Genomic DNA, 7270 nt, shown 5'->3' on the forward strand with positions numbered 1-7270 from the left:
GACGTGACACCGGACATTCAGGCGTCCGGAGAACGGTCCTTGGGGCGTCGCCGCCGCAGAATGCCGGCCATCAGCACGCCGAGCGAGACCGCGCCGATACCCACGAGCGCGAGCGTGAGGCCTGGGCCGGCGCCGCTGCTCTCGTCGTTAATCTCGCTTGGCTGCCGTGATTGCTCGGTCGAGGAGTCGGTCGGCTGTCCCAAGGATGACTGTGGCTGCGCGGTGCCCATCGGCTCGGTCGGCGAGGGTGCCGGTGCCTCGAAGCTCAGTTCTCCAGCGACCGGGTGTCCGTCGGCCGAGACAACGCGATAGGCGATCTTCCACGTCACCACTGCCGGCGACGCCGAAGTGCCCGGGAGTACGGCAGGAATCACAGCGCTCACCTCGTTTCCGTCGGTGTCCGGCGTGAGAGTCACCGCTTCGCGGTCGCCAACAGTGAGACTCAGGGAGCTGAAATCCGCCGACATCTTGTCGGTGAATGCCAGTGTGACCTCGTTCGGAGGTTCTGCGAGCGACGCTCCGGGTGCGGGATCGGTGGATGTCAGTTCGGTGTGAGCACTTGCCGGTGGGGCCGGTGCGAGCAGTACCGCCGCGGTTGCCATCGCCGTCAGCAGGGCGGAACGAGTGATCGATCGTGTGACCAAGATTCTTCTCCTGTGGATCTGGATGGGGCACGGCGCGCCGCCACGCTAGAGAGATCGCTGCTGAGTGATTGGTCTTGTTGCTTCGCCCTCCACTGATGGGCGAAATCGCAGGAAGACTTGTTCATTCGCTTTCTCCCAGTGTCGAGCTGAGTTTCATCACCAACACGATCTACTAAGCAAGGTAGTACATGGCGATCGGGGCCCGTCGGCGGGTCAGTGCGCGTGTGGTGAAGACGCCGAAATGTCTCGAATCCCCGGGCTCAAGCCACCAGACTTGCTATGCCACATCGATCGAACGGTTGTGGCGTCGCCGACGACTACTGGACGCAGCAATTGTGGAAGAGAGTGTCATCAGAAGGAACCAGCGCGAGGGCTGCCGGTGCAGCACCCACGGCGACGATCGCAGCGACGACCAGCGCGGCGCTGGTGCGCTTCAGGGGTACGTACGGCAACACCAGCCTGCGTGCCCGCATCGTGGCTCCGGCACCGCCGGCGCCCAGCGCTCCGGACGGTGCTCCCGCGATCCCGCCCCCAGCCAATCGAAAGAGAGCCACTGCCAGTGTGGGTCGATCCTTGGGTGCGACGGCGTCGTCTGCATGCATTTCGACCAGGTTGCTGATCTGCTCGTGAACCGTTCGGAAGAACGGGAGCCAAGGAAGTGCGTCCGCCAGTGCCCGGGACCTGAGAACGAGTCGGTCATGTCGTGACCGAAGGTGAGCGCGTTCATGGCGGAGCACCAATCTGAGCTGCTCGTGGGTCAGAGCCTCGCGTGCACCTCGCGTCACGACGACGGCTCCAGTCGCGGGTCCCCGTCGAGGGTCTGCGACACAGTACACCGCGGCCGCGTCGTGATCGAGGTGGAAGACGTTGTCACCGGTGGGCCTCGCAACCTTCGCCAGCGCTATCAGATGGCGCGTCCGCGCTCTTTGCGCTTCCTTTTGACGCGACCACAGTGCCCGAGCCACTCGCCCGAAGAGGATCGAGAGCAGGACGATGCCCACCGAACTGACGACGGCGCCGGCCACCGAGGAGTACTGGTGGGACAGCTCCACCACACAGACGCGGATGATCTCACCCAAGGTCTCGACGACGGACATCCCCGGCAGTGTCAAGGCGACGCAGGCGAGCAACAGAGAAACGACTGTGGCTCCAGACAACGCCTGCCACAGGGCGATTCCGAGTCGCGGTGCACGCCGTGGCCACTCAGCCGACTTGAGGCCGAACTGGCCTGCCAACATGAACGCGCCTGCCAGCAGGAGGAATCCCAGGGCAATGTTCATGACTGCCGGTCGTCTCCGCGCAGGGGGTCTTGCACGATCTGCCTCAGCGACTCCAAAACGTCTTCATCGAGCCGATCCACGAAGCGCATCAACACTCCGTGCCGGTCGCCGCTCTCGGCGAGGACGTCCTCAAGGAGGGATGCGGTGTACTCCTCGTGGCTCTCCTTCGGGCTGTAGATGTATGCGCGCCCGTGGCGTGACCTGGTGAGGAGGCCCTTCTTGTGAAGGTTGTCCATGACAGTCATCACGGTGGTGTAGGCGATCTCTCGCTCGGTCGCGATGTCCTCCTGGACGTCGCGCACTGTCTGTGGCGCGTTCTTGTCCCAGAGGCGCTGCATGACTGCTGTCTCCAGTGGGCCCATGCCAGACCGCCTTCCTTCATTTGTACTAAGAACGATCGTACCTCCCGGCGTACGGGTGCCTCGCGCAGAGTCAAGCACCACTGGCGCGCGTCAGGTACCGAAGAGCTCATGCCCCACGTAGGGATCACCGGACCGAAGTGGTGGTACCGCGTAGACCGCGCTACCGACATGCTTCGCATGTGCGCTCAACAGGTCGCCGCCGTCATCGAGCGCTTGTTGGATGGGGATGAAGCCACGGCGAGGGTCGGCCTGCCAAGCCACGAAAAGCATGCCAGCTCGACGACCTTCGGCCTGGGGCCCATGATCGAAATTCCATGAGCGTCGATAGATTCGCTGGCCGGCGACGTTCTGGGCGCTACTGAGTCTGATGTGAGCGCGCGGATCGATGAGCAACTCGCCGGCGGCGTCGCGGCGGGCGAGTTCCACCGGATCGTGCTCGCGCGAATGACCCAACGCAGCACCCGTGACGGTGCTTCGCCCCATCGCCGTGTCGCGCTCCGGCATGGAGAGCGCAAACCAGCCGTCCAGGTCGATGTGGATCTGTCGAACCACGGCATAGCTGCCGCCGTCCATCCATCTCGCGGGTCCGACACCTTCGCGGGCTGTGACCACGGTTTCCCAGAGCGATGAACCACGTTCCGGATTGTTCGTTCCGTCGCGCTGACCCATGATGTTGCGGGGCGTTTGACGAACGTCTGATGCCGATGCCGCGCTCTGGCTGAATCCTCGAACAGACCAACGCACCTGCGCGCGATTCTTGAGCGTCGACAGCACAGCCTGCACCGCTCCAGCGAGCCGCATCGGGTCCTCGGCGCCCAACTGAATCAAGAAGTCCCCGTCGCACTGGTCCGGAGCGAGTCGATCGACGTCGAACGCGGGAAGTGGTACGAGGGGCTTGGGAATTCGCGCGCCCAGTCCGCAGCGCTGTAGAAGGCTGGACCCGATGCCGATCGTGAACTCCAGGCTGGCGGCCCGCAGGTCCGCACCTGCCGCGGCGGTCGTGCTCGGCGCGGCGCCAGGTGCCAACTGCTGGGCGAGTCTGCTCCATTCGATCAGCAGCTCTCGCGCAGCCACTGCCAGGTCGGACGGTGTCTGGCCGGGATCGTCGGAAAGGTCGATCGACAGGATGTGACCACATGCGGGAATCGGGGCAGCCACTCCCGCTGGCAGGGCAGAGCGCGTTGACGCGACTGACTCCGAACGGGCAAGGCGCGCAGCCAGGGCCTCCGACGTTGCACCAGAGGCGGGACTGATGCTGCGTCCGCCGACCAAACCGGCCACCCCACCCACCCCAGCCGCTCCGACAAGACCGACCAGCGACCTACGGGAGATCCTCCGTCCGGCCGAGGGCTCGTACTTGTCGTGGGCAGCGCCGGGATTCTCCACATTCACGGCCGGTCGGCCCGATCAATCACAGGAACCCGCATGTCCATCTCGGAGCCGCTCTCGAACACGAACCGGACATCGATCGACGTGCCCGCCACCAGGTCGTCTCGAGGGCCGATGAGCATCAGGTGAAGTCCGCCCGGCTTCAAACTCACACTGGACCCGGCAGGGAGGTCGACTCGTTCGACTTCCACCATCGAGCCGGAGTTCCCTGAAGTGACCGTCTCGTGAATTTCGATCGCGCGAACAGCGTCACTTGAGACACGAATTAATGCGTCATCCTCGTCGCTGCTGTTCTTGATGTCGGCATAGGCGACGCTCATCGCCGCCTCGGGGTCGACCGCTGTCGAAAGGTCGATGGCGGCTGCCCATGCGGACGTGATGCTCAGATCGTCGCCATCATGCGGTTGCGGAGCGGCGGTCCCGCCGCAACCAACGAGGGCAACGAGACAGAAAAGAACGAGAGCCGCACGGAGTGCTGCGGTCGAGCTGGATTTCAGCACCGTCCCACCTCAACCATGCCGCTCGAGGAGCCCGGGCAGTTCCTCGACGTAGGTATCTACGCCGACTGTCTCGCGGAAGTAGCCGACCATCCCTCCGCCGGGTTTGAGCACGATCAACTGGGCACCGTGGGTCACCTCGTAGGAGTCGTCGGTCACGGTGGGTGCCTCGACGTTGATGCCGTAGGACAATGCCGCGTCGATCACACTCTTGATGGGACCACGCACTCCCGTGAAATCGGGTTCGATTGCACCGAGCCACGTGTCGAGTTGCTCAGGAGTGTCACGACGGGGGTCGGTGCTGACGAGAGCAACGTCGATCCTCGCGCGGACGTCAGCGTCGAGTCGCTCCAAGGCGACAGCAAGGTCTGCCATCGTCAATGGGCAGACGTCGGGACAACTGGTGTAACCGAAGTACACCAACCGGATGCGACCTTCCTCCACGTCGGTGAAGGACCAGGGCTTTCCGGTCGTGTCCTGCAGTACTTGCGTCGACGGACCCAGCGGATCGCCGGATATCTCGCCGTAGCCGGACTCCTCTCCATAGCCCGATGAGCTCTGCGACGGCACCTCGTCGGGCGCGCAAGCCGCCAGGCTCACCATCCCCGCGACGACTAGGACAACGCCGGGCAGCCAACGCATTGCAGGTCTCCACTTCACGGTTTGGCACTTCTTCCAGTCTCTTGGACGCGTCAGTCACCGGCGGGCGGCCGGCGGGTCATGAACGGGTACGTGGTGAAATACTACGGTGGATAGTACTGGGTGCTTCAGGCCGCCCGTCCGCGTTTCACACTCCCATGAATTCAGGAGGCCGATGTGCCATCGCGTTGGTGAGGCTGTCTCTGCGTCGCGAGGGAACGAGGAGCCTCGGACGTCCGCTGTCGGTCCCTGCGAACTGTCCCGATCCACCCTGGCGCTCAGCCCTTGACGAGGCCTTGGGTCTCTCGCGCGGTCGGGTCTCGCAGCACGTCGGACAGGTGGCCCAGCGCCCCGGGGACGACGGAGTAGAACGCCCACGTGCCACGCTGTTCACGCGCGAGCAGGCCGGTCTCGACGAGGATCTTGAGGTGGTGGGACACCGTCGGCTGGCTCAGCCCCACGGGCTCGGTGATGTCGCAGACGCACGCCTCGCCGCCCTCGTGCGCCGCCACGAGTGAGAGCAGCCGCACGCGCGTGGGGTCGGCGAGAGCCTTGAACTTGCGTGACAGCTCGGTCGCGTCGTCCGGCGTGATCGGAGCGGCGGTCAGAGGGATGCAGCAGCTGGCATCCTGTCCGGCGGGGGTGACCATGGACCCAGTATGTCCCCATTCGGCAAGGCGGAACGGCAAAGGTCGCGGAGGTCTCCAGCGGGTCCGAACAGTTCACGGGGCGTTCACTCGGCATGGCAAGGTCGACCGGAAAGGCGGGGTACGCTCGCACTAGATAGACAACCGTCGATGCAGGACCGAGGTCCTCGAGGAGCCGCACGTGACGTCCGCACCCGCCGCAGACAGTAGGTCCGAAACCGAAGTCGTCGCCCACCTGTCGAGGCTGGACCGCTTCCTGCCGGTGTGGATCATCCTGGCGATGGCGCTGGGTCTGATTCTCGGTCGCACGGTCGATGGACTGGACGAGGCGCTGGACGCGGTGAAGATCGGCTCGGTGTCGTTGCCGATCGCGATCGGCCTGCTCGTGATGATGTACCCGGTGTTGGCGAAGGTCCGCTACGACGAGACGCAGCGCGTCACGGGCGACCACAAGCTGCTCGGTGCTTCGTTGTTCATGAACTGGATCCTGGGGCCGGCGTTGATGTTCGCGCTCGCCTGGCTGATGCTGCCGGACCTGCCGGAGTTCCGCACCGGGCTGATCATCGTCGGCCTCGCGCGCTGCATCGCGATGGTGCTGATCTGGAACGACCTGGCGTGCGGAGATCGCGAGGCCGCAGCGGTGCTCGTCGCCGTCAACTCCGTCTTCCAGGTGTTCGCCTTCGGAGCGCTCGGCTGGTTCTACCTGCAGACGCTGCCGAGCTGGCTCGGGCTGGAGACAACGTCGGCGGAGTTCTCGTTCTGGTCCATCACGGTGAGTGTGCTGGTGTTCCTCGGCATCCCACTGGTTGCCGGGTTCTTGACCCGAACGATCGGGGAGAAGGCCAAGGGGCGCGAGTGGTACGAGGACACGTTCCTGCCACGCCTCGGTCCCTGGGCGCTCTACGGACTGCTCTTCACCATCGTGGTCCTGTTCGCCCTGCAGGGCGACGCGATCACGAGCCAGCCGTTCGACGTCGTGCGCATCTCGCTTCCGCTGCTGGTCTACTTCACGATCACGTTCGGTCTGGGGATGGTGCTCGGCAAGGTGCTCGACCTCGGCTACGCCAAGACGGCCACGTTGGCGTTCACCGCCTCCGGCAACAACTTCGAGCTCGCCATCGCGGTCGCGATCGGCACGTTCGGCGTCACCTCCGGCCAGGCGCTCGCCGGCGTGGTCGGGCCGCTGATCGAGGTCCCCGTTCTCGTCGGGCTCGTCTATGTCGCCCTGTGGGCCCGCAAGTTCTTCACTCCCTCCACCACCTCCGACCAAGGAGCACCGCATGTCTGATCGTCCCTCCGTCCTGTTCGTCTGCGTCCACAACGCCGGCCGCTCGCAGATGGCCGCCGGCTTCCTGACCGCGCTGGCCGGCGATCGCATTGACGTCCGCTCCGCGGGCTCTATGCCCGGAGACCAGATCAACCCGGTCGCCGTCGAGGCGATGCGCGAAGTCGGCATCGACATCGCCGGCGAGCAGCCCAAAAAGCTCACCGAGGACGCCGTGAAGGCCTCCGACGTCGTCATCACGATGGGCTGCGGCGACGAGTGCCCGTACTTCCCGGGCAAGCGCTACGAGGACTGGGTCCTGGAGGATCCGGCCGGTCAGGGCATCGACGCGGTGCGCCCGATCCGTGACGAGATCCGCGGCCGCATCGAGGAGCTCATCGCCTCCCTCGCGCCCGAGGAGTCGAACCGTGTCTGACGTCCGCAGTCTCATCATCATCGGCTCCGGCCCCTCGGGGTACACCGCTGCCATCTACGCCGCGCGTGCCAACCTCAAGCCGCTCGTGTTCGAGGGCTCCGTCACCGCCGGT

10 protein-coding genes are annotated in these 7270 nt (G+C 65.1%); 3 read left to right on the forward strand and 7 right to left on the reverse strand.

The window, feature by feature from the left end:
- Window positions 1-17 precede the first annotated feature (17 nt).
- From AFL01nite_RS02910 to AFL01nite_RS02940, 7 genes are all read right to left on the reverse strand, one after another.
- Entirely contained in the window at window positions 18-644 is a 627-nt protein-coding gene (locus AFL01nite_RS02910) for a copper resistance CopC family protein (RefSeq protein WP_146825609.1), read from the reverse strand.
- Window positions 645-961: 317 nt separating this feature from the next.
- A complete protein-coding gene (locus AFL01nite_RS02915) occupies window positions 962-1924 on the reverse strand; it encodes a M56 family metallopeptidase (RefSeq protein WP_146825610.1) in 963 nt (320 codons plus the stop codon).
- Window positions 1921-2286 (reverse strand): BlaI/MecI/CopY family transcriptional regulator, encoded by a 366-nt coding sequence (locus AFL01nite_RS02920; protein ID WP_146825612.1) that lies wholly within the window; start codon window positions 2284-2286, stop codon window positions 1921-1923. Before AFL01nite_RS02920 ends, AFL01nite_RS02915 begins: the two co-directional genes overlap by 4 nt.
- A 90-nt stretch (window positions 2287-2376) precedes the next feature.
- Window positions 2377-3444, reverse strand: coding sequence for a Dyp-type peroxidase (locus AFL01nite_RS02925; RefSeq protein ID WP_186813788.1), 1068 nt, complete (start codon window positions 3442-3444; stop codon window positions 2377-2379).
- 230 nt (window positions 3445-3674) lie between these two features.
- Window positions 3675-4175: a copper chaperone PCu(A)C gene (locus AFL01nite_RS02930; RefSeq protein WP_146825615.1), complete on the reverse strand. Its 501-nt coding sequence runs from the start codon at window positions 4173-4175 to the stop codon at window positions 3675-3677.
- A gap of 9 nt (window positions 4176-4184) precedes the next feature.
- A complete protein-coding gene (locus tag AFL01nite_RS02935; protein ID WP_146825617.1) occupies window positions 4185-4814 on the reverse strand; it encodes an SCO family protein in 630 nt (209 codons plus the stop codon).
- A 275-nt stretch (window positions 4815-5089) separates the two neighbouring features.
- Window positions 5090-5461 carry an ArsR/SmtB family transcription factor gene (locus tag AFL01nite_RS02940; RefSeq protein WP_146825619.1) on the reverse strand — a complete coding sequence of 124 codons (372 nt, stop codon included), beginning with the start codon at window positions 5459-5461 and terminating at the stop codon, window positions 5090-5092.
- 178 nt (window positions 5462-5639) lie between these two features.
- On the opposite strand from AFL01nite_RS02940, the gene arsB reads away from it, so the two are divergent.
- The 3 genes from arsB to AFL01nite_RS15560 all read left to right on the forward strand — a co-directional run.
- Window positions 5640-6746 carry an ACR3 family arsenite efflux transporter gene (gene arsB, locus AFL01nite_RS02945; RefSeq protein ID WP_146825621.1) on the forward strand — a complete coding sequence of 369 codons (1107 nt, stop codon included), beginning with the start codon at window positions 5640-5642 and terminating at the stop codon, window positions 6744-6746.
- Entirely contained in the window at window positions 6739-7158 is a 420-nt protein-coding gene (locus tag AFL01nite_RS02950; RefSeq protein WP_146825623.1) for an arsenate reductase ArsC, read from the forward strand. Before arsB ends, AFL01nite_RS02950 begins: the two co-directional genes overlap by 8 nt.
- Window positions 7151-7270, forward strand: a 120-nt coding sequence (locus AFL01nite_RS15560) for an NAD(P)-binding protein (protein ID WP_146825625.1), incomplete at its 3' end; no start/stop codon positions are given. The genes AFL01nite_RS02950 and AFL01nite_RS15560, both read left to right, overlap by 8 nt.

The organism is Aeromicrobium flavum (assembly GCF_007992115.1).
GTDB lineage: Bacteria > Actinomycetota > Actinomycetes > Propionibacteriales > Nocardioidaceae > Aeromicrobium > Aeromicrobium flavum.